The organism is Butyricimonas sp. RTP31003st1_G1_RTP31003_210430 (genome assembly GCF_040920905.1).
Classification (GTDB): domain Bacteria; phylum Bacteroidota; class Bacteroidia; order Bacteroidales; family Marinifilaceae; genus Butyricimonas; species Butyricimonas paravirosa.
Map to the genome: position 1 here is coordinate 52,300 of NZ_JBCOSQ010000002.1, position 22,514 is coordinate 74,813.

Sequence of the window (22,514 nt, forward strand, 5' to 3'; positions counted from 1 at the left end):
TGGCAGCTTGTTTTGTTTATTGCTGCAAAAGTACGATTTTTGCGCAAAATAATGAATAAAGATTAGGAAGATTGTTTACCATGGATAAAAAAGAATTGCGAAAACAGGTTAAAGTTTTGAAAAGCCAGTATTCTCTGGAACAAAAGGTGGAGATGTCTCGTCCCTTGTGGGAGGAATTGGAGCAGACGGATTTTTTCAAGGAGGCCCGGACCGTGTTGCTCTACTGGTCGATGGACGACGAGGTATTCACGCATGATTACGTCTGCAAGTGGGCGGGGGAGAAGACCGTCCTATTGCCTTGCGTGAAAGGGGACGTGTTGGAATTACGGGTGTTCAAGGGCATGGAATCCCTGCAACCGGGAGAGGCTTTCGGCATATTGGAGCCTGTTGGCGAATTATACACGGATTACGATGCGATTGACTTGATTGTCGTGCCGGGCGTGGCTTTTGATCGCCACGGTAATCGTCTGGGACGAGGTCGCGGGTATTACGATAAGATTTTGAAAGAGACACGTGTTGCCCGGAAAGTGGGGATTTGTTTCGGGTTCCAGTTCGTGGAAGAGGTGCCTGTCGATGAGCTGGACGTGCGGATGGATCTCGTGATTCATGGGATTTGACGGGGCATTCCTTGGGTAAAGTTTGAAAATTGGGCGGTTGTTGGGTGACTGTTAGGCGCTGTCGCCCGATTGTCGCCGCCTTATCGCCCGATTATTGCCGCCATTTTAACAAAGAATAAGTAAAAATAACTTTGGCCACGTTCCGGTTGTTCACGGGAACAAGGATACGACTTGCAAACAAGCGTGAGGCATCGTGCTTTTACAACCCCGTGAGAAGGGTTGATTTGAAGGAGTTATCGGTAATGGTTTCGAATAGGTACAAAAAGAAAGCTGCCCCGAGAGAGGCAGCTTTGTTCTTTTCTTTTTATGATGATTAAGCTTCTTTCGGAGCTCCAACAGGACATACACCAGCGCAAGCCCCGCATGAGATACATTCATCAGCATTGATTTGATAGTGATCATCACCCATAGAGATTGCTCCTACCGGGCACTCTGATTCACATGCTCCACAAGAAATACAATCATCAGATATTACGTAAGCCATTTCTAAAAAAATTTGTTTGTTAATAATGACGCGAAAATAAGACCTATAATTGAAACAAAAAACTTTTTCAGAATAAAAAGGGTTGTTCCGTGTGAAAACTTGTCATTGAAAATGGCGGATTTTTGATTGTTTATTATTGATTTTCAGTGTGTTGTTTTGGTTTTTGATGTGGTATTGATGAATGCTTATTTATATTGATTGTAAACTTTGGAAAAAGGAAAAAGTGTTGTGATTCTGATAATTTGTTCGTACATTTGCGCCGCATTAAAAGTACGGGGATAGTTTTAAACGTGTAATGGGAATGCAGACGTGGCTTATAACCCCGGGGCATCAGTCTGGATTTGAGTAGCACAAGCAATGTTATTATTATGCAAGTATTTGATTTAAAAGGAGAAGTAAGAAACGATTTAGGTAAAAAAGCTACCAAAGCTGTAAGATATGCGGAGAAAGTTCCATGCGTTCTTTATGGTGGAGAGGCAAACGTTCATTTCGCGGTTTTGGATAAAGATTTGAAGAAACTTCTTTACACTCCTAATGTATATCTGGTAAATTTGGATCTTGATGGTAAATCTTACGGAGCCGTGATGAGAGATATTCAATTTCACCCGGTGACGGATAAGGTTTTACATATTGATTTCTACCAGACCTCAGAGGATAAGCCAGTTGTAATGGACGTTCCTGTTCGGGTAACGGGACACGCTGCCGGAGTTCAAGCCGGAGGTAAGTTGGCTATCATCACTCGTAAGTTGAAAGTAAAAGCTCTTCCAAAAGATATGCCGGATGAAGTGGTTGTTGATGTTACTTCTTTAGGTGTTGGTAAGGCTATTAAAGTACAGGATATTCACGTGGAAGGCGTAGAGTTAATGAATGCCAAGAGCGTTGTGGTTGCTCAGGTTAAATTGACAAGAGCTGCAAGAGCTGCACAAAGCGCTCAATAGTAGTTTGAAAAAATAGACAGATGAAATATCTTATTGTGGGATTGGGCAACATAGGTCCCGAGTACCAGAATACACGACATAACATCGGATTTAAAGTATTGGACGCCTTTGCTAAGGCGTCCAATGCTGTTTTTGAAGATATGCGTTATGGTGCGGTTGCCACGGTGAAGTTGAAGGGACGTACCCTGATTTTGTTGAAACCGAACACGTACATGAACCTGAGTGGTAAGGCGGTCAGTTACTGGATGCAAAAAGAGAAAATCGAGTTGTCGAACCTTTTCGTGGTGGTAGATGACTTGGCGTTACCTTTCGGGACGATCCGTTTGAGAGGCAAGGGAAGTGACGGGGGACATAACGGTTTGAAGAGTATTAACCAGTTGCTGGGAACACAGGATTACGCTCGTTTGCGTTTTGGTATCGGGAACGAGTTCCCCAAGGGAAAACAGGTGGATTACGTGTTGGGAGAGTGGTCTTCGGAGGAAGAGGAACGTTTTCCGGCCATGTTGAAGCATTGCGGGGAGGTGATCGAGAATTTTATTTTTATCGGGGTAGATAAGACGATGAGCCTGTGTAATAATTTGCGATTTTAGATTTACGATTTGTGATTTTGAAGTCGTGATTCCGAATTTTAAAATGAAGATTTCAGGTTCGTGATTTCTGGTCAGCATTTGTTTTGTCATTTGCAGAATAAGTTTTAGCTTTGACAGATTGTAAGTTATAAATGAATAAGCCGTGGAGAAGGTTAGAATAGATAAATGGTTGTGGGCGGTTCGGATTTTCAAAACCCGCTCGTTAGCCGCAGAGGAATGTGGTAAAGGTCACGTCTCTATCGGTGATGCGCACGTGAAAGCGTCCCGGGAGGTAAAGGTCGGGGATGTCGTGAAAGTACGGGTTCCGCCGATTGAACGGGAATACGTGGTGAAACAAATCACCGATAAACGAATGTCTGCCCAGTTGGCCGTCGATTTCGTGAAAGAGATCACCTCGCAGGAGAAACTGGATATTCTCCGGGGAACTTTCATGCAATTCGAGAGCCGGGATCGAGGAACAGGACGTCCCACGAAACGGGATCGAAGGTTGATTGATAAACTCAAAGAACTTTGAAATTTTAGATTTGATGATTTTAGATTCCAGCCGTATAAGGCTCATGTTTCTAATCGTAAATCATAAATCGTAAATCATAAATTAGTATGTTGATAGCACGCGAGAAGAGAAAGAGTAATGTGGCCGAATATATCCTGTATATGTGGCAGGTGGAGGATATGTTGAGGGCGATGCAGATGGATATTGAGCTGGTGAACCGGAACGTGGTGAGCCAGTTCGGGGGGGATGACGCGACACGGAAGGAGATCAGCGATTGGTATGACAACTTGATCGAGATGATGAGGAAAGAGGAGGTGACGAAGAGCGGGCACGTGCAGGTGGTGAAGAACATGGTGAACGAGTTGACGGAGTTGCATTTCCATTTACTCCATAACGTGCAGGATATGAAGTACAAGCAGTTGTTCATGATGGCTGCGAATAATTTGCTGGATTATCGCCGGAAGACGAACTTGCCGGAGGAGGTTTCCGATGTCGAGCTGGCACTTCATGCTCTTTATGGGCATTTGATGTTGCGATTACAGAAAAAAGAGATAAATTCGCAAACGACAATGGCAATGGAGACGTTTAGCCGGATGCTGGCTTACCTAGCACTGCGGTACAAAGAGGTGGAGGAGAACGAGGAGATGATGTGATTTGTTGTCGAGTAATTCATGATTAAATCAATCGATATGAAGAGATTATTATTGTTGGCAATTGTTTTGTTCGGAGCGGTAAACGCTTGGGCAGAGGAGGGATCAAAGGAATTTAAGAAGAGCTTTCCCGCGGCATCCATTAACGAGTTGACGGTTACGAACCGCTATGGGAATATCGATGTTAAGCAGGAAGGTGACGAGTTTTCCATCACGACTTCCGTGTGGGTGGAGGCAAAAACAAAAGCCAAGGTTGACGAGATATTAGAGTATATTTCCATAACGGCCAAGGAGCAAGGGGCTGTGTTGAACGTGGAGACGTTGTTCCAGAAGGATATGAGCCTGCGGCAGATGTTCGCGGGGGTGACGGTGAGCGTTGACTATCATATCAAGGTTCCGAAAGGTAAGAAAGTACGTCTGGTATGCACGGAGGGAGGCGCCTCGGTGGCCGATTTCGTGGGGGATATGAGCGTGGAGATCGTATCCGGTAATTTTAAGGCCAATTCAGTGACGGGTGGAGAGTTTTCCGTGAAACAGAATAAGGGAGAATTTGAGGTGGAGAAATTGGGAAACATGACGGCCGAGTTCAAATCCTGTAAGGTGAAGATCGGGGAAGGGAAGGAGATGAAACTGGATTGCACGTCAACGACTTTGCAGTTGATGGAGGCGGATAAACTTTCGTTGAAGACATCGGGAGGAACCTGTTATCTGGGGATGGTCGAGGATATGGACGGGACTTCTTTCTACACGAAATACGAGGTGCAGGATATTGGCGGGTCGCTCAAGATGGATATGCGTTGGGGAGAGTTGAACGTGCGTAATATCAATTTCTCGTTCGCCACTGTTGACGTGAAAGGTTCTTCCACGAAGGTGGGATTGACTTTCATGGAAGGATGCGGTTACACGCTAGAGTTGGCACGTAATAAAAATTTGAAGGTGGAATTGCCCGAGGGCGTGACGTTGGAGAATAAACCGACGACGGATAAGAATACCGTGCTGGAGACCGGGTTTATCGGGAATAAAAAATACGCGGGAAAAGTGAATCTGAATTTGTCGGGAGGAAGTCTTTTTATTCAATAAAATGTATCAAACACATATATTTGCTAATGGATTACGATTAATCCATAACTATGTTCCGAATAAAGCCGCTTATTGCGGGTTGATTATAAACGTGGGGAGCCGGGATGAACGGGAGGATGAACTGGGAATGGCTCATTTTATAGAACACGTGATTTTTAAAGGTACGGAGAAACGTAAAGCCTATCATATATTGAGTCGTCTGGAAGATGTCGGGGGTGAGTTAAATGCTTATACCACGAAGGAGGACACGTGCGTGTATGCCACGTTTATGGCAAAGGATTACGAGCGTACGTTGGAATTGTTTGCCGACATCGTGTTTCATTCGGTGTTCCCGGAGAAGGAGATAGAGAAGGAGAAGGACGTGGTGCTGGACGAGATAAACTCGTACAAGGATAACCCGGGAGAGTTGATTTTCGACGATTTCGAGGAGCTGATTTATACCGGTTACCCGATCGGACGGAATATTCTGGGTGACGAGGCTTCCGTGGAACGGATTTCCCGGGATATGGTGCTGGATTTCGTGAGACGTAATTATTTCCCGAACCGGATGGTGATTAGCTCGGTCGGGGATATCCCGTTCGAGAAGTTGGTGCGTCTGGTGGAAAAGTATTTTTCGCCTTACGAGGCCGGAACTCCGTTGAAGGCTCGGATTAAGCCGGAGATTTACACTCCCCGTTTCGTGGAGATGGATCGGGACACGCACCAAAGTCATTGTATTATCGGGAATATCGCTTACGATTACACAGAGGATAACCGATTGGCCTTATCGCTGTTGATGAACTTGTTGGGAGGGACGGGGATGAATTCCCGTTTGAATTTGAATATCCGTGAAAAGTACGGTTTGGCTTATAATATCGAGGCGTCGTACACGCCTTATTCGGACACGGGGGTATCCATGATTTATTTCGGTTGTGACCCGGAAAATGCCGAATGGTGTCTGAATTTGTGCAAGAAGGAGATGCGGGCCTTGTATGAAGAAAAGTTGGGACCCTTGCAGTTGAAACGGGCAAAGGCTCAGATGGTGGGGCAACTGGCGATCTCGTCGGAGAATTACGAGAACTTGATGTTGTCGATCGGGAAGAGTTTCTTGATTTACGATAAGGTGGATAGTCTTGAAGATATTTATACCCAGATCGAGGAAATTACACCGGAGTTGCTGATCCGGGTGGCGAAGGAGGTCTTCGACGTGGAGAAGCAATCTGTATTACTATATAAATAGAGACTGTCATGTTGGAAATGGATGCTGAATTGGAACAATATATACTGGCGCATAGCGAGCCGGAGGGGGAGGTGTTGGCCGAGTTGTCAAGGGCGACCCATCTGAATGTATTGCGTCCGAGAATGTTATCCGGGAATTTGCAAGGGCAGTTCCTGAAAATGATATGCCGGATGATTGGCGCCCGTCGGGTGCTGGAGATCGGGACATACACGGGGTATGCCGCTATTTCGATGGCTTCCGGGTTGGAGAAAGGGGGAGTGCTGCACACGATCGACGTGAACGATGAGTTGGAAGATTTCACTCGCCAATATATTGAAAAAAGCGGTTTGCAGGAGCGTATCGTTTTTCACGTGGGGGATGCTTGCAAGATTATTCCCACGCTGGATGAAATGTTTGATCTGGTGTTTATCGATGCCGATAAACGGGAATATTCGGAATATTACCGTTTGGTGTTTGATAAGGTTCGTCACGGGGGAATCATTGTCGCGGATGACGTGTTGTGGGATGGCAAGGTGGCGGACCCGCAGGTGAAACCGGATGCCCAAACGAAAGGTATATTGGACTTTAATGAAATGGTGCAGGCTGATAGCCGGGTGGAGAATATCCTGTTGCCTGTTCGTCACGGGCTAATGATCGTGAGAAAAGTTTAGAATTTAAAATTTAAAGGCTATCTTTGTTCTATCATCTATTGAAAATTGAATAGCGCATTTTCAATTTTCAATTTTCAATTTTCAATTATTATGAGGCAATATTTAGATTTACTGGATAGAATTTTGACGGAGGGGACGGTGAAGGAGGACCGGACGGGGACGGGAACGATTAGCGTGTTCGGTCACCAGATGCGGTTTAACCTGGAAGAAGGTTTCCCTTTGCTGACCACGAAGAAATTGCACTTGAAGTCAATTATATACGAGTTGTTGTGGTTCCTAAACGGCGATACGAACGTGAAGTATTTGCACGATCACGGGGTGAGTATCTGGGATGAATGGGCAGATGAAGAGGGTGGATTGGGACATATCTATGGTTACCAATGGCGTTCATGGCCTAAGCCGGACGGGACTTCTCTGGATCAGATTTCCCAAGTGGTGCATGACATCAAGCATAGTCCGAATTCCCGTCGGTTGATCGTGAGTGCATGGAATGCCGGGGATATTGAAAATATGGCATTGCCCCCTTGTCATGCGTTATTTCAGTTTTACGTGGCTAACGGGAAATTGTCCTGCCAATTGTATCAGCGTAGTGCCGATACTTTTTTAGGCGTGCCGTTTAATATTGCCTCGTATGCTTTGTTGACCATGATGATGGCGCAAGTGTGCGGTTTGAAACCGGGAGAATTTGTACATACCTTGGGTGACACGCATATTTACTTGAATCATATCGAACAGGTGAAATTGCAGTTGACACGTGAACCCCGTGCTTTACCCCGGATGGAAATCAACCCGGATGTGAAAAGCATATTCGATTTTAAATACGAAGATTTCACGTTGTGCGATTATAACCCGCATCCACATATAAAGGGGGCGATATCGGTATAATGTAGAATTTAGAGTTTAAAATTTAGAATGAAAAGATTCCTGAAGGCGGGGAGTATTCGAACTCTCCCTCTGCCAGAGAAAGCTAAAAGGTAAAAGTTAAAAACTAAAAGTTTAAAGTTGGAAATCAAAAAGCATTGGCTTTGTGTGGTTGGAATCTAAAATCATAAATCATTAAATCTAAAATTAATTCGATGGTTTTATCAATAATAGTAGCAGCGGCAGAGAATAATGTTATCGGAAGGGATAACGGGTTGATATGGCGACTTTCGGCTGATTTGAAACGTTTTAAGGCTTTGACCACGGGGCATACGATATTAATGGGACGGAAGACGTTCGAGTCGATCGGTCGGGCATTGCCTAACCGGAGGAATATTGTTATTTCCCGGAATCCGGAATTTGAGGCCGCTGGATGCGAGGTCGTGCATAGCGTGGAGGAAGCTTTGGAGTTAACGAAAAATGAAGACGAGGTGTTCGTGACCGGGGGCGGGACGATTTACAAGAAGTTGTGGGATAAAGCAGACCGGTTGTATCTTACCGTTGTCCATCAGGAATGTGAGGGCGATACAGTGATTCCGTCTGTTGACCCCGAAGTTTGGAGAGAGGTTGCGAGAGAAGTGGGGAAGGCGGATGAGAAAAATGAATGTGATTACACGTTTATAAATTACGAGCGGGTAAAATGATTGATTACCAAATTAATCCGAAATATAAGTCATTGGAAAAGGCCATTCTGGATATTCCTCGTCGTTTTGACCGGGAAGGAGAGGTCATTGATAACAAGCGGAACGTGATTAAGATATTGGACGTGGAAGGAGAACGTTTTAACGTGAAATCCTTTAAGAAACCCAATGTCATTAATCAATTCGCATATGCTTACGTGCGGAAGGGAAAGGCTCAACGCTCGTTCGAGTATGCGAATACGTTGTTGGAGAGGGGTGTGGATACCCCGGAACCGATTGCTTATATCGTTTATCGGAATATCTTCGGGGTAACCCGTAGTTTTTATATTTCCCGGCAGGAAGAGTATGATTATACTTTTCGGGATTTGCGGGTGAAACGTCCGGCTGATCTGGAATTTATTTTACGGGAGTTCACTCGGTTCACGTATCATTTTCACACGCAATCTATCTATTTTATCGACCATTCACCGGGGAACACGTTGATCCGGAGAGAGGGTGAACGGGTTCATTTTATGTTGGTTGACTTGAACCGGATCAAGTTCATGACGATTTCCCCGTTGGTGGGATTGAAGAACTTTTACCGCTTGAATGCAACAGATGATATGATTGATATTATCGCGGACGAATATGCCCGATTGACACATTCGGACGCGATGGAAATGACCCGTTTGTTGAAAGAGTGGACTCATGCCCACGACGAGCTGGTACTCAAACGGAAAGCCAAGAAGAAGAGTTAGTTTATCTTCTTTTGACTTTGCCGAACTTCTTGATACTGGTGTATTTACGCCAAAGATTTAATTTTCGTTTCTTGGGTACTCCGTGGCGGGAGATATAGTCTCTGGCGGCGTCAAGCATACGGTGGCAAACTTTCCCGTCCAGATAGGGGTCGTAGTTGTCGATGATCCATTTGCGTTTTGAGGCGAGTACGGTATCTTGAAGTACGAGATCGAAGGCGTCGGGAAGATCTTCCGGATGTTGAATATCCAGCCAGTAAATATCTTTGGCAATGGTCTTGTACGTGATGACTGGTTTGTCGAGTAGCAGGAATTCGTACACGGTCGAAGAGGTGTCACTAATCATGACATCGGCCATGATCTGGTATTTCGTGATATTGTGATCCTCTACCCAAAGCATATTTTCATGTTCCTCTGCCAATTGCCTGTATTCTTCCATCCATTCACTCCGGGTTAACGGGTGAAATTTCAGAATAAGTAAGACATCTTTTTCCCGGGCTAATTTTTCCAGTCCCTCTTTTATGAATGGCAGTGAAGTTAACGATGGAGAAAAGGTTGGGGCATACAAGGCCAATTTGCTTTTCTGGTGCTTTCGGAGTAGTGCGTTTTTTTCAGTGTCAAAAGTGTGGAGATTTTCATAAATCCAGTCTTGGCGAGGCCATCCTGTTTCTACAACTTCAAAATCCTTGTATTTTTTGGCAAGTGCTTTAAAGCCTTCCGTGAAGAATGGGCCTTGGGTAAAATAGGTGTCAAAATAACGGCGGATTACCCAATGATCCTTTTTCTCGGCAGCGTAGCCGTGAAAGATTTGTATTTTCACTCCCGGTAAATAGTAGGGAACGATGTTGCAGGGAACGAATAGGACATCCGGGGAAAAATCGTAGATTTCCTGTATGCTGTTTGTCCATTTCACCTCGTCTTTTAACGGAAAGTCCGGGATATTTTTGGGTTGAACATACCATATCACGGAATGTCCCCCTTCTTTATTGGCCTCGACTTCGAGAGGTTGTAAAATATTTATCGCGTATTTTTGTTCGCAAAATAGTACAATTTTCATGCTTGTAGGTGTTTGGGTATTCGATTGATGGCATCGTGAAAATCTTCGGGAGTGTCAAGCTCCATGGAGAAATAGGCGCTCGTGTCCACCGGATAGAAATATTGTCCTCGTGCAATCAAGCGTTCGAAGGCTAATTCATAAAAAACATTATCCAGTTTTTCGTGTAGGATCATGTGTTCCAGTTCTTCGTGTAGGGCAATGAGATAGGCATGAGATATTTTTTCAATGCCGATGGATTCACCAATGGCCTTTTCTATGGAACACGTTTTGCTGAGTTCTGTGATTTGATTTTTCCCGTTTACGATGACTTTGATCTCTTCCTCCCCGAGTTTATGACTGTCCAGTGCCAGGCAGTTAGCATGAGGGGCATCCCGTAATATTTTTATCATGAGCGGATCAAATAAAATGTCGCTGTCAAGTAGAATAATTTCTTTTTCCTGTTGAACTTCGGGTAATGCCAGCCACAAGGAATATATGTTATTGGTGGTGGCGTAAAGTTCATTGTGGATGAATTTGACGCTTAAAGAAGGGTAGCGAGTTTGCACGAAAGATTCCAGCATTTCATGCAAGTATCCGGTAACGATAACAATTTCACGGATATTATTTTCCAATAAGGCATCAATCGTTCTTTCCAACAAAGAACGATTGCCTATTTTTAACAGGCATTTCGGCCGATCGTTTGTGAGCGGTCGTAACCGGGAGGCAATGCCTGCGGCAAGGATTATAGCTTTCATACACGTTGCCGGGTTAGGATGGGGTTGACACGACTTCTTTGATGGTGTCTATCACCAAACGGTTTTGTTTTTGGGTTCCCAACGTGATCCGCATGTGCGTGTTAATATCTTCCTCGTTCATGAATTTGATGATTAGGTCTTTCGCTTTGAACGCATCCTGTAATTGGGATTTTAATGAAATCGGGTATTTCACCAGAATAAAGTTTGCTTCCGAGTGATACACTTTGAATCCTTCCAAGGCACCGATTTCCCGCATATAGGTTTCCCGGTCTTCTGCCATGAGGTCTGCCACGTTCTGGTAATAATCGTTTGCTTTCAATACGGCAATACCGATTTCTTCGGAAAGTCGGTTATAACCTAAATATTTCGTGCTGTAATTCAAGAACGAGGACAAATTCTTCCCGATAAAGGCAAAGCCGAGACGTAATCCGGGAAGTCCGTAGAACTTGGAGAGGGTCCGGATGATCAGTAAATTCGGAAACTCTTCAATGAGTGGTTTTATGTATGACGTGTCTTTATTGCTAAAAGATGCGTAAGCCTCGTCAATGACAATGGCTGTTTCCCGGGGAATAAAGGAGAGGATTTCGTGTAACTCTTCTTTTGACAAGGAATTTCCGGTCGGATTGTTCGGGGAGGCAATTAACACGATTTCCGGGTTTTCCCGTTCTACCGTTTCCCGGATGCTCTGAATATCATATTTGAACGTGTTTCCGTCCTCGAATAGCGGGTAGAAGACGGTTCGTCCGTTTACCTCGTCCGCGATGGATTTGTAGTACCACCATGAAAATTTAGGGATTAATAGTGTTTTTTGTTTTTGGCCACCGGATAGGAAGTAGTGAACGACTTGTTTTAATATATCTTCTCCACCATATCCCAAAATGACTTGTTTTTCCGGAATATCATATAGTTCGGCGATGTAATCGGATAGAATACTCTTTTTGCCTTCATCGTAAATTCTTGTGTAAAAACATAATTTGTCCGGATCAAAGTTTCTTAAGACTTTTTCAATTTCCGGGGCGGGACCGTAGTTGTATTCATTGCGGTCAAGGTATGCAATTTTCTTTCCCATCATAAATTGATCGTTTGTTGACATTTTTTCTGCATGTAATTTTCTCCAAGAAGGAATAAGCGCAACTAGCTGATTAACAGTTGTGATTAATAAATGAGTGTTTGTTTGTATTTGTTGAGTTTATTGGTTAAATTTGCGTATTATTAAACGATCGTTATTTGATTCTAATATAATATCAATTCTGTCGTTTTTTGTTCGATTACTTGCTAATGCAAGTTTTGATGAGTGTATGTTTTTACACGGGACAGTTTCCGCAGCATTACGACTGTTTAAGTGTGGTGTCCGGAACGCATGGAACTAATTAGAACCCGAATTAAGGGTTTGTGCGCGAAGCGTATTTAATCGTTTCATAAATATATTCGAAAAATGAGGTTCTAATCAGACCTTGTAAAATCAAGAACATTTCAATGGATGAAAGTCATGAATTGCACTGGTATGCGGCTTATGTTCGTGTAAACCAGGAATTAATTATAAAATCAAGATTAGATGAACTTGGGATAGAAAATTTTCTACCCATGAATGAACAGGTTCGGGATACTCCGGGTGGGAAAAAGAAAATACGGGTGGTTCTTATTCACGGGCTAATCTTTATTCGAGTAAGTCGTACAATGAGTTTTTCCCTAATTAATGATTATGCTTTGAATATCTGTTATATAAAAGATCGGGAAAATCGGCATTCTTTGATTGTTCCTGATAAACAAATGGAAGATTTCATGTTTTTGTTGGATTTTTCCCCGGAATCTATTGAATTGGTGAATAAGAACTTGAAACATGGTGATCGAGTTCGAGTGATCAAAGGTCCCTTAACCGGGCTTGAAGGGGAATTACTTCGCATCAAAGGGCATAAACGAGTGATTGTACGATTGGAAGGAGTTGTCTCTATCGCAACTTCTTATATTCCGGGATCTTTTTTGGAGAAAATTGAGTAGTTATGGACATGAATGTTTTTATTGATTTGTACAAGCGGGTAGGAAAGATTCGTGTGAACTCGTGTCCGCCTTCGGCTCTGTCCGGTTTATTACATGGATATTTGTCTGTTTGTTCAATTGTCCGGGTTTATCCTTGGTTGGAAGAAGAATATGGGACGTGGTGGGATAATTATTTGCGGATACAGGAGATTGCGAGAGAATTAGAAAAGTTAGTGAGGGATGCAACGTTACCCTGTGATGAACGTGCCGGGTATGTCTCCGATTTGTTGGATGCCTATCAGATATATGATGATATGCCGTTGGTGGATTTGGGGTTGGAGGTTGCGTATGCCTTGTTGGCTACGGAAGACGTGAAAAAACTTATTTGCTTAGGTGGAACATCAAATATATGTCGTTTGTTATGTCATTGTTTCTATTTTGCTAATGATGAGGAATGCAAGGTGGCTGCAGGGAATATCGTGAGACGGTGGTTGGAAGAGGGGCGTGAAAATGGAAAATTTCCTCGTAAGAATTGGCAGGCGATGTTGTTTTATGAAAATGTTTTAAGTGATGATCCGGAGTATTATCAGGCAGGAGAGCGAGAATATTTGCAAGCCTGTAATATGCAAGTCGAAAATGAATTAATTAGTTTGTATATAGATAGAGTTTCGAATGTTGATACTTATTTATTAATAAATAGTTTTGAGGTATTAGCAGAGTGGGTATTTGATAATTATAGCAAAACAGAGATGTCTTTTTTTAACGGATAAGAATTTTATGATGAAAGGAATAGTATTAGCAGGAGGAAGTGGAACTCGGTTATATCCTATAACCAAAGGGGTAAGCAAGCAGTTATTACCGATTTATGACAAGCCGATGATTTATTATCCAATATCAGTGCTGATGTTAGCTGGTATTCGAGAGATATTAATTATCTCAACTCCTCAAGATTTACCCGGATTTCAAAGATTATTGGGAGATGGTTCTGATTATGGTGTACGCTTTGAATATGCTGAACAACCAAGTCCGGATGGACTTGCACAAGCATTTATTATTGGAAAACAATTTGTTGGTGAAGATTGTGCTTGTTTGGTTTTGGGTGATAATATTTTTTATGGACAAGGGTTCACTCCTGTGTTAGAAGATGCAGTACTCAGGGCTGAGAAAGAACAAAAAGCTACTGTTTTTGGTTACTATGTTAATGATCCGGAACGTTATGGTGTTGTAGAATTTGATAAAGAGGGAAATGTATTAAGTCTTGAGGAGAAACCATTAAATCCAAAATCGAATCATGCCGTTGTCGGATTATATTTCTACCCAAATGAAGTTGTAAATATTGCAACAAATATTAAACCTTCAGATCGTGGGGAGCTGGAGATAACGACTGTAAATCAGAAATTTTTGCAAGAAAAAAAATTGAAGGTTCAACTATTAGGGCGTGGATTTGCTTGGCTGGATACTGGAACTCACGATTCTCTGGCAGATGCCTCTATTTTTGTAGAAGTTATCGAAAAGCGCCAAGGGTTAAAAGTAGCATGTTTAGAGGCTATAGCTTACCGGAAAGGATGGATAAATGCCGATAAATTGCAAAAGATGGCGGAATCCATGAAAAAAAATCAGTATGGTCAATATCTTTTAAGAGTAATCAATGAATTAGTATGAGTATGGGTTATAAACGCAGTATTTTAATTAGTGGCGGTGCTGGTTTTATAGGAAGTCATGTTGTTCGTTTGTTTGTTAATAAATACACTGATTATCATATTATTGATTTAGATAAATTGACTTATGCTGGGAATTTAGAGAACCTCAAAGACGTCGAAGGTGCACCCAATTATACTTTCATAAAAGCGGATATATGTGATTTTGAAAAAGTGATGTGGGTATTTGCGAAATATCGAATTGATGGTGTAATTCATTTGGCTGCAGAGAGTCATGTAGATCGTAGTATTAGGGATCCATTTACTTTTGCTTTGACGAATGTGATGGGGACTCTTTCTTTATTACAAGCTGCTAAATTAACTTGGGAAGCATTATCAGAAAAATACGCAGGGAAACGCTTTTATCATATTTCAACGGATGAAGTCTATGGAACCTTAGATTTTGATGGAGTTCTTTTTAAAGAGACGAATAAATATGATCCCCATAGTCCTTATTCAGCAAGTAAAGCATCAAGTGATCATTTTGTTAGAGCTTTTCATGATACTTATGGTATGCCAACTATCGTAACTAATTGCTCAAATAATTATGGACCTTATCAGTTTCCTGAAAAGCTTATCCCGTTATTTATTAATAATATTCGTCAAGGTAAATTGCTTCCTATCTATGGTAAAGGAGAAAATGTTAGGGATTGGTTATTTGTGGAAGACCATGCTAGGGCAATTGATTTGATATTCCACGAGGGGAAGATTGCTGATACTTACAATATTGGAGGTTTTAATGAATGGAAAAATATAGATTTGATAAAAGTTGTTATTGAGACTGTTGACAGATTATTAAAGAATCCCAAAGGTACAAGTGATGCTCTGATCACATATGTCTCGGATAGGCCCGGGCATGATCTACGGTATGCCATTGATTCGACTAAGTTGAAATGTGAACTTGGTTGGGAACCATCGTTACAATTTGAGGAGGGAATTGAAAAAACTGTCCGTTGGTACTTGGAACACCAAGAATGGATTGATTGTATTACGAGTGGTGAATATGAAAAATATTATGAATTGATCTATAAGAATCGGTAAGTAGTATGCAAGAACAATCTTTGAAATATAAAATGATAACTGGAATAGTATGGACTGCATTTCAGAAGGGAGGTGCTTTAATTATAGGTTTTATCGGTAATATCATTTTAGCAAGATTGTTATCTCCAGATGATTATGGTTGTATAGGACTTTTATTGATTTTTACTTCTATTGCGGATATATTAATAGATGGTGGTTTAGGGGTTGCGTTGATTCAAAAAAAGGAAATTAAAGATATAGATTGTTCAACAGTTTTTACTACGAACTTGTTTATATCAATCGGTTTATTTTGCTTGTTGTTTCTTTTGGCACCAAATATTAGTAGATATTTTGATATCCCTATATTGAGACCAATGCTGAGAATAGAGTGTATTGTTATAATGTTACAGGCGTTGTATATTATTCCTTCTGCGCTTTTAAATAGAGCGTTATCTTTTAAAAAATTAGCAATAATAACTATAAGTTCCAACATTATAAGTGTCGTGTTTGCCGTGATTTGTGCGTATGGAGGTTTGGGTGTCTGGAGTTTGGTAATTAAAAATATTGTTTTACAATGTTCTTTGTGTCTTTTGTATTGGTTTAATGGGAATTGGAAAATGAATTTCAAATTTAGTTTCAAATCTTTTAAAGTTTTGTTTAAGTATGGAAGTTTAGTTGGTTTATCTAATTTGGTAGAAAGTATCTTTGCCAATGTTGAGTCTTTCGTGATAGGTCGATGCTATACAGCAAAGACATTAGGTTATTATTCACAAGCAAAATCATTGGGGCAGATTCCGATTTATTCAATTTCAATGGTTGTAAACCAAGTTCTTTTTCCTGTATTATCAAAACTTCAAGATCAAAATAGTGCTTTAGTTCATAGTACAAGGAAGAGTTTAATTGCAATAACATACATAGCATTTCCTTTAATAACACTCTTATGTATTTTATCAAAACCAGTTATTATTTTACTGTATTCAGAAAAATGGGCTCCGGCCATTCCTTTTTTACAATTAGTATGTATTGCAGGACTTATTAATTCTGTAATACATACTAATTTCAGTGTCTTGAAGTCTGTAGGTTGCGGTAATTTGTTTTTATTTTCTCAAGTAGTTATAAATTTTATTAAATTGTTGTTAATGATCATAGGAATTAAGTTTGGAGTTATGGGAGTGTTAGGTGGTCATGTTGTGGGTAATTATATTGGCAGCGGGATATTATCATTTCTGAGTGGTAGAACAATAGGTTACGGCTTGAAAAAACAAATGCTGGATTTATTTCCTTCATTTTTCTTGTCGATTTTTCTTGGTTTGGTATTATATTTAATCATGTCTCAACTAGCAATTGGTCACATCTTAACAATATTAGTTGTTAGCATTGTGTTTGGGATGACTTATTTAGTTTTTTCTGGAATATTCGCTTTTGAAGGTTTCAAGATTTATAAAGAAATAATCAAAACAAGGTATTTGAAAGCATGATGATATTATTACAGCTTTTTCCATATTTATTGTTGTTATTGATAGTATGGGTGATAAGTATTAGTACTAATATACGAAAAGCGTCATTTATTTTAATATCACTTTTAGCTTTTTTTGTAGGATGCAGATATTCAGTGGGATGGGATTATTGGAATTATACTTCTTTAATTCAGAATGCAGATTATGGATTAGAGAGATTTGAATGGATTCCAAGGCAGTTAGGTTTTTTCGCTCATGAGATTAAGTTTCCACAGTTGTATTTTCTTGTTGTTGGTTTTTTTTCCATGTTTTTTTCGATAAAGGCATTAAAAAGGTTATCTGATGATTTTCCTATATCGATCTATATATTCTTAACTTTTCCGTTATTTTTTCTTACTTCCTTAGTAATCGACCGTTTCTTTCTGGCATTATCTATTATGGTTTATTGTTCAACTTTCTTAATAAAGGAGAAAAAAATTGTTCCATTTTTTATAGGGTTATTTATTGCATTTAATATTCATGTAGCCTCTTTATTTGCAATTTTATTTATAATACCATGTTTTGTTCATGTAAGTAATAAAGTTAATATTGTTTTTTTTGCATTTTCTTTTGTATTGAATTCAATTGTAATTGATTTGTTTATTCCTAATCTTTCATTATTGATTGGTGCTTCAGACGTTTTTAGTAGTAGTGCAGAAAGTTTTGTTAAATATGCAGAAACGGGGAGTTCTTCTGGCATGAATAAGATTCCGATAGTGTTTTATACAATAAATGTAATAAACTTATTGTGCTATAAACAATTATTTCCCACTAATGATGAAAGATTAAACATTTATCTTTCAATTTTTAATATTGGTTGTTGTTTGATGCAATTATTTTCTTTTGAACAGAATATGGCTTCACGTTTTTCTGTTTTTTTCTTGTTGTATATTTGTTTGATCGTGCCTTATTACAAAAGGGTAAAAAACTATAGATGTATTTTTTATTTACTTGGTTTAGCTTTATATATATATGCGTTGACCGTAAATGCTTCCCATCCAGATTTTGTTGGACGTCGAAATTGTTATCTTCCGTATAATTTTTTCTTTTTTAATTGAGTAAATGAAACATTTTTGTTTTCTAACAGGATTGTACTCCCGGTATGATGTGTTAATGTTTGAGAGGCAAGGCAAAAGTCTTGTAAGTGCCGGGTATAAAGTGACGTATATTGTTTGTGACAATAAGCCTAATGAGTTTCTTGATGGGATCGAAATTATTGCTACTGGTTTTAAACCCAAAAATCGATTTGCTCGTTTTTTGCATACGAGGAAAATATTATTAAAATCGGCATTGAATGTCAATGCAGATGTGTACCAGATCTCGGATCCGGAATTAATTTTGATTGTAGGAGCTTTGAAAAAGCATGGGAAGAGAGTGGTGTTTAATATGCGGGAGTATTATCCTGATATGATTAGGGATAAGAATTACATTCCACAATTTTTGAGAAGGGGAGTTTCTGTGTTTTATAAGTACATGATGAAAACGTATTTAAAAAAATACGATGCTATTTTTATCGTAACTCCTTGGATTTTGGATGTTGTAAAAAAGAAATGGGGTATATCAAAATCATATTTATTAACAAACTTTCCTCGAGTTCATATAGATTATCATCTTTCTCGTGAAGATTACCTTCTTAGAAAAGATGTTATGTGTTACGAGGGGACTGTATATGAAACTAGTCGGCAGGAAAATGTTTTTGAAGCGTTGGAGAATCTTCCCTCGGTACATTACATTTTGGCAGGTAAAATAGATGATAATTATTCGTGGATAAAAGAAATGCCCTATTGGAAAAATGTTGAATTTATAGATGGTTTTACATTAAAGGACTTAGAGAAGATATTTGCTAGATCAACTATTGCTAATGTTTTTCGTGATTTTGGTAATAACGATGGTTCTTGGGGCGTAATTAAAATATTTGAAAGTATGGAAGCTGCGTTACCAGTTTTATTGGCAGATGTTCCCATGTATCGAGAAATGGTTGCGAAATATCATTGTGGTATTTGTGTGAATCCTAATAATGTCGAACAGATAAGAGATGCTATTCGTTTCTTGATAGAAAATAAAGAAGAAGCCTATCAAATGGGACAAAACGGAAGACGTGCCGTTATAGAAGAATATAATTGGGAAAAGCAGGCAGATGTGTATGTGAAAATTTTAAATAGATTATAATAATGAAAGTATCGGATTGTAGAGTAATAGAATTGCCAAAATTTCTTGATAAAAGAGGAAATCTTTCATTCGTTGAACAATTTAAACATGTGCCGTTCAAGATTGAAAGAGCTTATTGGATCTATGATGTTCCGGGAGGAGAAGTTCGTGGAGGGCATGCTTATAGGGATAATCAAGAATTTATTATAGCACTTTCAGGGAGTTTTGACGTGTTGTTAGATGATGGGGATGAGAAAGAAATTTTTTCTTTGAACCGTTCTTATTATGGTTTGTATGTGCCAAATGGTTTATGGCGAGAAATGAATAATTTTTCAACCAATTCATTGGCATTAATATTATCATCGAGTAAATACGATGAAAATGACTATGTCCGAAATTATAACAATTACATTAATTATATAACTAATGAAAAGAAGTAATGTTTACGATTGTACCATTATTGAATTAGATAAACATCATAGCGATCGGAAAGGAAATATTACAGTTGTTGAAAATAATAATACCATACCTTTTGAAATTAGGCGAGCGTATTATTTATATGATATTCCAGGAGGAGAGGAACGAGGGGCGCATGCGCATAAAGAATTACAGCAGCTTATTATTGCTACTAGTGGAAGTTTTGATGTAGTACTTGATGATGGTAATGTAAAAAGAACCTTTACACTGAATCGTCCTTACCAAGGATTGCTTGTTGTTCCGGGTGTATGGCGAGAATTGCGCAACTTCTCTTCTGGTGCTGTTTGTCTCGTGCTAGCTTCAATGGTTTATGATGCAAATGATTATATTCATGATTATGATGTTTATCTAAGATACAAAATGAACATAATAACAAAATTAAAAAATAATATATAAGGTGAGAATATGAATAAGTTAAATTCAAATTTTAAACTTGAAAAATATGGATTGGAAGTTCGATTTGTTGAAGAGAAGGATGCCCAATTTATTTTAGGCTTGCGTACGGATTCTCGATTGGGGCGCTATATAAGTGAAACATCATTAGATGTACTTCAACAAGTTGAATGGATAAGGAATTATAAATTGAGAGAGGAACGTGGCAAAGAGTACTATTTTATTTATAGTTACGAAGGCGAGTCCGTGGGGGTGAACAGAATTTATAATATTGATGATATGAAAAGAGAAGCTGTGGGAGGAAGTTTTGTGTTCAAGAAAGGGTGTTTAATAGAGCTTCCCATCTTAGCTACTTTAATACAGTTTGATATCGCTTTTAATATGTTAGGAATTGATTGTATGTTAGGTGATATAAGAAAACGGAATCGGAAAGTGGTTAAATTTCATAAAATTTTGAAGGTTGATTTTACAGGAAGTGATGATTTAAATTTCTATTATGAATATGGTCGAAACGTATTTAATGATGTGAAAACTAAATTGGAATTGATACTATTACCTATAAACGAAAAATAATTAGTATGAAAGCATTTATTTTTCCTGGACAGGGATGTCAGAAGCAAGGAATGGGAAAAGAACTCTACATTAATTATCCAAAAGCGAAAGCTTTGTTTGAAAGGGCAAATGATTTTTTTGGTCGTCGAATAACCGATGTAATGTTCGAAGGGGATGAAAACGAATTAATGGAAACGAGAAATACACAGCCTGCTGTTTTCTTGTACGAGGTAATATTAGCAATAACTCAACAAGAATTAAAACCGGATATTGTTGCAGGGCACTCTTTGGGAGAATTTGCAGCATTGGTTGTGAACGAAACAATTAGTTTTGAAGATGGATTGAATTTAGTTTTGAATAGGGCTTTAATTGGGCAAAAAGTATGTGAGAAGAATTCTACGAGTATGGGAGCAATTATTGGTCTTTCAGATGAATACGTGACTCGTCGAATTAAAGAGATTTGGGAGGAAACAGGAGAACCTATTTATTTTGCTAATTATAATGGTCCCGGGCAAGTCGTGATATCGGGTTCTAAAAAAGGAGTACGGCACGCTTGTAAAGCATTTATAAAAGAAGGTGCAAAGAAAGCAGTACCACTTCTTATTGGTGGTAGTTTTCATACGCCATACATGGATGAAGCAAGAGAGGAGTTAGGTAAGATTATTATGGAGACAAAATTTAATAAACCCAGAGTTCCAATCTATCAATGCGTTGATGCCTTGCCTCACATGAATCCAGAGGAAATCAAAAATAATTTAATTCAACATATTACACATCCTGTGTTATGGACAGATATGACGCATAATATGGTAAAAGATGGTGTGAATGAGTTTTATGAAGTTGGTACAGATGATACACTTCAAAAAATAGTGCATCGCATGTATCCCGATAAAAAAGTGACTACAATTTGGGAAATTCCTACATATAATAATTTTAACCCTTTAAATAATTAATTTATGAGACTAGAAGAATTTGTAAAAAGATTTGCAGAAGAGTTTGATGAAACTCCAGTTGAACAATTTCAGTCATCAACGGACTTTAAAAGTCTAGAAGAATGGGGGTCGTTAACAGCACTTTCAATTATCGCCATGGTTGATGAAGAATTTGATAAACGAGTAACAGGAACAGATATTCGTAATAGTAAAACGATTGAGGATTTGTATAATTTAGTTATTTCAAAATAATGGCATACAATCCATTTTCCTTGGAAAAGAAAACGATACTTGTGACAGGTGCTTCTTCTGGAATCGGGAGAGGCATCGCTGTCGAATGCTCAAAGATGGGAGGAAGGGTTGTCGTTTCCGGCCGAAATAAAGAACGTTTGAATGAAACGTTATTACTGCTTGAAGGTACAGGTCATCTGGCTATTCAAGCAGATCTTTCGAAACAAGATGAAATTGACTCTTTGGTTGAGAATTGTCCGGTTATTAATGGTTGTGTTCATAGTGCAGGAATTCCTAAAATATGTGGTGTAAAATATATTAATAGGGTTTTATTAGAGGAGATTGTTAATATAAACGAGATTGCTCCGATCTTGTTGACCTCTTCCTTGCTAAAGAAAAAAAAATTGTCAAAAGAAGCATCCATTGTGTTTATCGCTTCGATGTCAGGTGTGTATATTGCAAATATTGGAGAGGCTCCTTATTCAACCACGAAAGGTGCATTGAGTGGTTTTGTGAAAGGAGCAGCTTTGGAGCTTGCGGCCCAAGGTACGAGAGTGAATACTATTTGTCCGGGGCTTGTACCTACTAGCATTTTAGGTCTTTCAAATGAGATGTTTTCGGAGGAACAGCTAAAGGAGACGATGTATGGGCGTTACCCTTTAAAACGTGTAGGTACTCCGGAAGATATTGCAAATGGTGCGATTTATTTGTTATCAGATGCATCTAGTTGGGTAACCGGAATTAATTTACTTGTTGATGGTGGTTATTGTTTAGCTTAAGAGT

At 39.5% G+C, this 22,514-nt stretch carries 28 protein-coding genes; 24 read left to right on the plus strand and 4 right to left on the minus strand.

The genetic code is table 11. The features are described from left to right. The first annotated feature begins 80 nt into the window (after window positions 1–80). Entirely contained in the window at window positions 81–617 is a 537-nt protein-coding gene (locus AB5542_RS00915; RefSeq protein ID WP_279037864.1) for a 5-formyltetrahydrofolate cyclo-ligase, read from the plus strand. 313 nt (window positions 618–930) lie between these two features. On the opposite strand, the gene AB5542_RS00920 is transcribed toward AB5542_RS00915, so the two are convergent. Then, window positions 931–1,101 (minus strand): DUF362 domain-containing protein, encoded by a 171-nt coding sequence (locus tag AB5542_RS00920; RefSeq protein ID WP_071595998.1) that lies wholly within the window; start codon window positions 1,099–1,101, stop codon window positions 931–933. Between the two features lie 368 nt (window positions 1,102–1,469). On the opposite strand from AB5542_RS00920, the gene AB5542_RS00925 reads away from it, so the two are divergent. From AB5542_RS00925 to AB5542_RS00970, 10 genes are all read left to right on the plus strand, one after another. After that, window positions 1,470–2,039, plus strand: coding sequence for a 50S ribosomal protein L25/general stress protein Ctc (locus tag AB5542_RS00925; protein WP_027202775.1), 570 nt, complete (start codon window positions 1,470–1,472; stop codon window positions 2,037–2,039). Window positions 2,040–2,059: 20 nt separating this feature from the next. Next, window positions 2,060–2,629, plus strand: a complete 570-nt coding sequence (pth, locus tag AB5542_RS00930; protein ID WP_087421030.1) for an aminoacyl-tRNA hydrolase — start codon at window positions 2,060–2,062, stop codon at window positions 2,627–2,629. A 142-nt stretch (window positions 2,630–2,771) separates the two neighbouring features. Then, the gene (locus AB5542_RS00935; protein WP_368242955.1) at window positions 2,772–3,143 is read left to right on the plus strand and encodes an RNA-binding S4 domain-containing protein; all 372 of its coding nucleotides are present in this window, start codon (window positions 2,772–2,774) and stop codon (window positions 3,141–3,143) included. Between the two features lie 86 nt (window positions 3,144–3,229). Continuing rightward, on the plus strand, window positions 3,230–3,775 hold the full coding sequence (locus AB5542_RS00940; protein ID WP_027202772.1) for a DUF4924 family protein: 546 nt from the start codon (window positions 3,230–3,232) through the stop codon (window positions 3,773–3,775). A gap of 36 nt (window positions 3,776–3,811) precedes the next feature. Beyond that, window positions 3,812–4,852, plus strand: coding sequence for a hypothetical protein (locus tag AB5542_RS00945; protein ID WP_279037867.1), 1,041 nt, complete (start codon window positions 3,812–3,814; stop codon window positions 4,850–4,852). Between the two features lies 1 nt (window position 4,853). After that, complete coding sequence (locus AB5542_RS00950) at window positions 4,854–6,071, plus strand: M16 family metallopeptidase (RefSeq protein ID WP_279037868.1); 1,218 nt, start codon at window positions 4,854–4,856, stop codon at window positions 6,069–6,071. A gap of 8 nt (window positions 6,072–6,079) precedes the next feature. Next, window positions 6,080–6,721, plus strand: coding sequence for an O-methyltransferase (locus AB5542_RS00955; RefSeq protein ID WP_279037870.1), 642 nt, complete (start codon window positions 6,080–6,082; stop codon window positions 6,719–6,721). A 90-nt stretch (window positions 6,722–6,811) separates the two neighbouring features. After that, the gene (locus AB5542_RS00960) at window positions 6,812–7,606 is read left to right on the plus strand and encodes a thymidylate synthase (protein WP_087421035.1); all 795 of its coding nucleotides are present in this window, start codon (window positions 6,812–6,814) and stop codon (window positions 7,604–7,606) included. 191 nt (window positions 7,607–7,797) lie between these two features. Beyond that, a complete protein-coding gene (locus tag AB5542_RS00965; RefSeq protein WP_118304372.1) occupies window positions 7,798–8,286 on the plus strand; it encodes a dihydrofolate reductase in 489 nt (162 codons plus the stop codon). Continuing rightward, complete coding sequence (locus AB5542_RS00970; protein WP_279037873.1) at window positions 8,283–9,020, plus strand: hypothetical protein; 738 nt, start codon at window positions 8,283–8,285, stop codon at window positions 9,018–9,020. Before AB5542_RS00965 ends, AB5542_RS00970 begins: the two co-directional genes overlap by 4 nt. A gap of 1 nt (window position 9,021) precedes the next feature. Here AB5542_RS00970 and AB5542_RS00975 read toward each other — a convergent pair whose 3' ends face one another. From AB5542_RS00975 to AB5542_RS00985, 3 genes are read right to left on the minus strand one after another with little or no spacing between them, the layout of a single operon-like run. After that, window positions 9,022–10,074, minus strand: coding sequence for a CDP-glycerol glycerophosphotransferase family protein (locus AB5542_RS00975; RefSeq protein WP_118304370.1), 1,053 nt, complete (start codon window positions 10,072–10,074; stop codon window positions 9,022–9,024). Beyond that, on the minus strand, window positions 10,071–10,808 hold the full coding sequence (locus AB5542_RS00980) for a phosphocholine cytidylyltransferase family protein (RefSeq protein ID WP_279037875.1): 738 nt from the start codon (window positions 10,806–10,808) through the stop codon (window positions 10,071–10,073). The genes AB5542_RS00975 and AB5542_RS00980 overlap by 4 nt, the downstream gene beginning before the upstream one ends. A 13-nt stretch (window positions 10,809–10,821) precedes the next feature. Further along, window positions 10,822–11,877, minus strand: a complete 1,056-nt coding sequence (locus tag AB5542_RS00985) for a pyridoxal phosphate-dependent aminotransferase (protein WP_279037893.1) — start codon at window positions 11,875–11,877, stop codon at window positions 10,822–10,824. A gap of 407 nt (window positions 11,878–12,284) precedes the next feature. Between AB5542_RS00985 and AB5542_RS00990 the strand changes: the two genes are divergently transcribed. From AB5542_RS00990 to AB5542_RS01050, 13 genes are read left to right on the plus strand one after another with little or no spacing between them, the layout of a single operon-like run. Then, window positions 12,285–12,806 (plus strand): UpxY family transcription antiterminator, encoded by a 522-nt coding sequence (locus tag AB5542_RS00990; protein WP_279040630.1) that lies wholly within the window; start codon window positions 12,285–12,287, stop codon window positions 12,804–12,806. Window positions 12,807–12,808: 2 nt separating this feature from the next. Next, a complete protein-coding gene (locus AB5542_RS00995) occupies window positions 12,809–13,555 on the plus strand; it encodes a hypothetical protein (protein WP_279040631.1) in 747 nt (248 codons plus the stop codon). 10 nt (window positions 13,556–13,565) lie between these two features. Beyond that, the gene (rfbA, locus tag AB5542_RS01000; protein WP_279040683.1) at window positions 13,566–14,447 is read left to right on the plus strand and encodes a glucose-1-phosphate thymidylyltransferase RfbA; all 882 of its coding nucleotides are present in this window, start codon (window positions 13,566–13,568) and stop codon (window positions 14,445–14,447) included. 2 nt (window positions 14,448–14,449) lie between these two features. Beyond that, on the plus strand, window positions 14,450–15,523 hold the full coding sequence (rfbB, locus tag AB5542_RS01005) for a dTDP-glucose 4,6-dehydratase (protein WP_279040633.1): 1,074 nt from the start codon (window positions 14,450–14,452) through the stop codon (window positions 15,521–15,523). A 5-nt stretch (window positions 15,524–15,528) separates the two neighbouring features. Next, window positions 15,529–16,980 carry a lipopolysaccharide biosynthesis protein gene (locus AB5542_RS01010; RefSeq protein WP_279040634.1) on the plus strand — a complete coding sequence of 484 codons (1,452 nt, stop codon included), beginning with the start codon at window positions 15,529–15,531 and terminating at the stop codon, window positions 16,978–16,980. Continuing rightward, window positions 16,977–18,056 (plus strand): EpsG family protein, encoded by a 1,080-nt coding sequence (locus AB5542_RS01015; protein ID WP_288215313.1) that lies wholly within the window; start codon window positions 16,977–16,979, stop codon window positions 18,054–18,056. The genes AB5542_RS01010 and AB5542_RS01015 overlap by 4 nt, the downstream gene beginning before the upstream one ends. A 4-nt stretch (window positions 18,057–18,060) precedes the next feature. Then, the gene (locus tag AB5542_RS01020) at window positions 18,061–19,167 is read left to right on the plus strand and encodes a glycosyltransferase (RefSeq protein WP_279040638.1); all 1,107 of its coding nucleotides are present in this window, start codon (window positions 18,061–18,063) and stop codon (window positions 19,165–19,167) included. A gap of 2 nt (window positions 19,168–19,169) precedes the next feature. Next, on the plus strand, window positions 19,170–19,586 hold the full coding sequence (locus tag AB5542_RS01025) for a sugar 3,4-ketoisomerase (RefSeq protein ID WP_279040640.1): 417 nt from the start codon (window positions 19,170–19,172) through the stop codon (window positions 19,584–19,586). After that, window positions 19,573–20,019 carry a sugar 3,4-ketoisomerase gene (locus AB5542_RS01030; protein ID WP_279040642.1) on the plus strand — a complete coding sequence of 149 codons (447 nt, stop codon included), beginning with the start codon at window positions 19,573–19,575 and terminating at the stop codon, window positions 20,017–20,019. Before AB5542_RS01025 ends, AB5542_RS01030 begins: the two co-directional genes overlap by 14 nt. Window positions 20,020–20,028: 9 nt before the next feature. Continuing rightward, window positions 20,029–20,589: a GNAT family N-acetyltransferase gene (locus AB5542_RS01035; protein WP_279040644.1), complete on the plus strand. Its 561-nt coding sequence runs from the start codon at window positions 20,029–20,031 to the stop codon at window positions 20,587–20,589. A 5-nt stretch (window positions 20,590–20,594) separates the two neighbouring features. Then, window positions 20,595–21,521, plus strand: a complete 927-nt coding sequence (gene fabD, locus AB5542_RS01040; RefSeq protein WP_279040646.1) for an ACP S-malonyltransferase — start codon at window positions 20,595–20,597, stop codon at window positions 21,519–21,521. 3 nt (window positions 21,522–21,524) lie between these two features. Beyond that, window positions 21,525–21,752, plus strand: coding sequence for an acyl carrier protein (locus AB5542_RS01045; RefSeq protein WP_279040648.1), 228 nt, complete (start codon window positions 21,525–21,527; stop codon window positions 21,750–21,752). Window positions 21,753–21,772: 20 nt separating this feature from the next. Next, window positions 21,773–22,510 (plus strand): SDR family NAD(P)-dependent oxidoreductase, encoded by a 738-nt coding sequence (locus AB5542_RS01050; RefSeq protein WP_340279917.1) that lies wholly within the window; start codon window positions 21,773–21,775, stop codon window positions 22,508–22,510. Window positions 22,511–22,514: the final 4 nt, after the last annotated feature.

Bases quoted from the DNA above. Each gene is read 5' to 3' on its own strand.
- AB5542_RS00915 (WP_279037864.1), top strand. From the start codon at position 81: ATGGATAAAAAAGAATTGCGAAAACAGGTTAAAGTTTTGAAAAGCCAG.
- AB5542_RS00920 (WP_071595998.1), bottom strand. From the start codon at position 1,101: ATGGCTTACGTAATATCTGATGATTGTATTTCTTGTGGAGCATGTGAA.
- AB5542_RS00925 (WP_027202775.1), top strand. From the start codon at position 1,470: ATGCAAGTATTTGATTTAAAAGGAGAAGTAAGAAACGATTTAGGTAAA.
- pth (WP_087421030.1), top strand. From the start codon at position 2,060: ATGAAATATCTTATTGTGGGATTGGGCAACATAGGTCCCGAGTACCAG.
- AB5542_RS00940 (WP_027202772.1), top strand. From the start codon at position 3,230: ATGTTGATAGCACGCGAGAAGAGAAAGAGTAATGTGGCCGAATATATC.
- AB5542_RS00945 (WP_279037867.1), top strand. From the start codon at position 3,812: ATGAAGAGATTATTATTGTTGGCAATTGTTTTGTTCGGAGCGGTAAAC.
- AB5542_RS00950 (WP_279037868.1), top strand. From the start codon at position 4,854: ATGTATCAAACACATATATTTGCTAATGGATTACGATTAATCCATAAC.
- AB5542_RS00955 (WP_279037870.1), top strand. From the start codon at position 6,080: ATGTTGGAAATGGATGCTGAATTGGAACAATATATACTGGCGCATAGC.
- AB5542_RS00960 (WP_087421035.1), top strand. From the start codon at position 6,812: ATGAGGCAATATTTAGATTTACTGGATAGAATTTTGACGGAGGGGACG.
- AB5542_RS00965 (WP_118304372.1), top strand. From the start codon at position 7,798: ATGGTTTTATCAATAATAGTAGCAGCGGCAGAGAATAATGTTATCGGA.
- AB5542_RS00970 (WP_279037873.1), top strand. From the start codon at position 8,283: ATGATTGATTACCAAATTAATCCGAAATATAAGTCATTGGAAAAGGCC.
- AB5542_RS00975 (WP_118304370.1), bottom strand. From the start codon at position 10,074: ATGAAAATTGTACTATTTTGCGAACAAAAATACGCGATAAATATTTTA.
- AB5542_RS00980 (WP_279037875.1), bottom strand. From the start codon at position 10,808: ATGAAAGCTATAATCCTTGCCGCAGGCATTGCCTCCCGGTTACGACCG.
- AB5542_RS00985 (WP_279037893.1), bottom strand. From the start codon at position 11,877: ATGGGAAAGAAAATTGCATACCTTGACCGCAATGAATACAACTACGGT.
- AB5542_RS00990 (WP_279040630.1), top strand. From the start codon at position 12,285: ATGGATGAAAGTCATGAATTGCACTGGTATGCGGCTTATGTTCGTGTA.
- AB5542_RS00995 (WP_279040631.1), top strand. From the start codon at position 12,809: ATGGACATGAATGTTTTTATTGATTTGTACAAGCGGGTAGGAAAGATT.
- rfbA (WP_279040683.1), top strand. From the start codon at position 13,566: ATGAAAGGAATAGTATTAGCAGGAGGAAGTGGAACTCGGTTATATCCT.
- rfbB (WP_279040633.1), top strand. From the start codon at position 14,450: ATGGGTTATAAACGCAGTATTTTAATTAGTGGCGGTGCTGGTTTTATA.
- AB5542_RS01010 (WP_279040634.1), top strand. From the start codon at position 15,529: ATGCAAGAACAATCTTTGAAATATAAAATGATAACTGGAATAGTATGG.
- AB5542_RS01015 (WP_288215313.1), top strand. From the start codon at position 16,977: ATGATGATATTATTACAGCTTTTTCCATATTTATTGTTGTTATTGATA.
- AB5542_RS01020 (WP_279040638.1), top strand. From the start codon at position 18,061: ATGAAACATTTTTGTTTTCTAACAGGATTGTACTCCCGGTATGATGTG.
- AB5542_RS01025 (WP_279040640.1), top strand. From the start codon at position 19,170: ATGAAAGTATCGGATTGTAGAGTAATAGAATTGCCAAAATTTCTTGAT.
- AB5542_RS01030 (WP_279040642.1), top strand. From the start codon at position 19,573: ATGAAAAGAAGTAATGTTTACGATTGTACCATTATTGAATTAGATAAA.
- AB5542_RS01035 (WP_279040644.1), top strand. From the start codon at position 20,029: ATGAATAAGTTAAATTCAAATTTTAAACTTGAAAAATATGGATTGGAA.
- fabD (WP_279040646.1), top strand. From the start codon at position 20,595: ATGAAAGCATTTATTTTTCCTGGACAGGGATGTCAGAAGCAAGGAATG.
- AB5542_RS01045 (WP_279040648.1), top strand. From the start codon at position 21,525: ATGAGACTAGAAGAATTTGTAAAAAGATTTGCAGAAGAGTTTGATGAA.